The organism is Thermobacillus xylanilyticus, from assembly GCF_907165215.1.
Lineage (GTDB): Bacteria > Bacillota > Bacilli > Paenibacillales > Paenibacillaceae > Thermobacillus > Thermobacillus xylanilyticus.
This window is the reverse complement of sequence record NZ_CAJRAY010000071.1, coordinates 1-2,172: the sequence shown is the minus strand read 5'-3', so window position 1 is coordinate 2,172 and position 2,172 is coordinate 1. Positions and strand designations below refer to the sequence as shown.

Below are 2,172 nucleotides of genomic sequence, written 5' to 3'. Positions count from 1 at the left end.
CATGAACAAAGCAGGGGTCCTTCCCTCCCGCAGGTTGTGTTGTCCTGCGTTCCTCGGTGTAGAGTCGAAGGAGGTCGGCTTACGCCTCTCTCCGTCCGCTCGATCAAACGGATCGTGCAGTTTTCCCGCAATCCGCTTTCCTTCATGTCACCCTTTGGGTGCAGTTCGTAGGTTCAAATCCGGAATTAACGACAAAAGGTTCACCAGTCTGTACTTGGAGTAGAGGATGGATTCGGGCAACTTCTTCCACCCTGTGTTTCGCCACCGTTTAAACCGATGGCTCCATATTCGCCTTATGATCCAGCGTTGGAGTCGGTTAAACAGCTTTCTTACATGGGCTTTACGGAAATAGTTTCCCCATCCTCGTATGACGGGATTGATGGAGTCAATGAGTTCGTAGACCGTTAACGGTATGCGTCTGCGCGTTCGGGCCCGAATCGTATCCATGAATGCTTGAATGGACTTCGCTTTGGGATAGGCATAGATGTTGAATTTCGGTTGTTTCTTCACCTTATCCCGCGGCAGTGACAGACCCTTTCCCCGTTTGAGTTTGTAGCCCAGAAACTCAAATCCCCGTGTGATGTGGGTGATCCTGGTTTTATCCGGGTGAAGCGTCAATCCGAGCGACTCCAGAATCATTCTTGCGTCCCGAAGTGCCCGTGCCGCCTCCGCTTGGGTCTTGCAGAGAACCACCCAATCATCGGCAAATCGCGTCAGCCGATACCCTCTCGCCGTCATCTCATGGTCGAACCGGTTCAGATAAATGTTGCTAAAAAGCGGACTGACCACGCTTCCTTGCGGTGTTCCGCTTGGGGTAGCGTATTTCTTTCCGCTTTCCATATACCCGGCTTCGAGCATTTGCCTGACCAGTTTGAGGATTCTGCCGTCGCTGACTTGCTCCGCAATCATATCGATTAGCGGTTCGTGATGGACCGTCCCGAAGAAATCCCGCAAGTCCGCATCCACGATCCATTCGCATCCATCCATGAGTTCGCGATAAATCTTCCGCATCGCTTGATGCGTCGATCTACCCGGTCGGTATCCGAAGCTGCATTCACTGAACAGAGGTTCGAAGATAGGCTCCAGCCTGTTCTTCAAGGCCTGTTGACATACCCTGTCCCGTATTGCCGGAATGCCCAACGGTCGCTTTTCACCCGGTTTCCCTTTCTTGGGGATGAGTATCCGTCTGACCGGCATCGGTCGGTATGTACCCTGTTTCAGTTCTTCGTGCAGCCGCGCCAGTTCCACTTCGGCAACTTCTTGGAACGCCGCGATGGTCACCTTGTCGATTCCTCCGCTGCCTCCGTTTGCCTTCACCGACTCCCATGCCATTTCCAAGTTTGTCCGATGATACACTTTGTCGATTAACGAATGAACTTTCCGACCTGTGCCTTCTGCTTTCATGCGTTTCGTATCCTCCGCCTGCAAGTTCCGGGTCTTTCACTTAGGGAACTGTCCGTCCTTTGCCGCCTACTCGCGAAACTCACTCCAGTTCCGGTCTCCATAAAGCGAGCCGCCTTCCCCTTCCGCCCACCTTTTGAGTGAGCCAGAAGCCAACCGCACCAGGGCGGCTGATCCGGACGTTTCTGTTGTTCGTCCGTTCCAAAGTAATACGCAGCTCTCCGACTTCTCGCCATGCATCCGGCATGCACTTCGGGGTTTCCTTATAGCATCCGTTACTGAAACTGCCGCGCGTTCTTTGGAAGCGGCGGGCGCGGCGCGACCGCTTCGACTTTATTTACCCACTCGTCCTGCAAGTGCCTTCGTTTCAGACATGACGAGATCTCCGTGGGTCGCATCGTCATCTTCCGTACCATGCCGTCCGCACACACCTTGGTGCGATGGGTGGACTAGAAGCGCCTTCGTCTCCATAGTGCAGACTCGACCTTGCCCCATCTTTGGCCGACCGGTTCGCAATTCGGGTAGCCCCGTTTCACTACGGCCTGGTACTTCTCCTCAAGCCTTTCAGACTCTGCCTCGCGACAGACGCCCTGCCCTCCGGCAAATCCAATTTGCCGGCCCCCGAGGCATTACCCCCGGGTTTGGATATGAGCCCCCTAGTCCGAGGCTCAGCGGGACTTGAACCCGCCTGATGATCGTGCTGCCACGCACGCACTATAACCCCCTCGGACTCCCTTCCTGCAGGCCGCTCACTTCACCTTTTGGGCTTAT

The 2,172-nt window shown here is 54.8% G+C and carries 1 protein-coding gene; it reads right to left on the bottom strand.

From position 1 onward, the window contains the following. Window positions 1-147 precede the first annotated feature (147 nt). Window positions 148-1,404 (bottom strand): group II intron reverse transcriptase/maturase, encoded by a 1,257-nt coding sequence (gene ltrA / locus KJQ12_RS13560; RefSeq protein ID WP_213485109.1) that lies wholly within the window; start codon window positions 1,402-1,404, stop codon window positions 148-150. Window positions 1,405-2,172 lie beyond the last annotated feature (768 nt).

Bases quoted from the DNA above. Each gene is read 5' to 3' on its own strand.
- ltrA (WP_213485109.1), bottom strand. From the start codon at position 1,404: ATGAAAGCAGAAGGCACAGGTCGGAAAGTTCATTCGTTAATCGACAAA.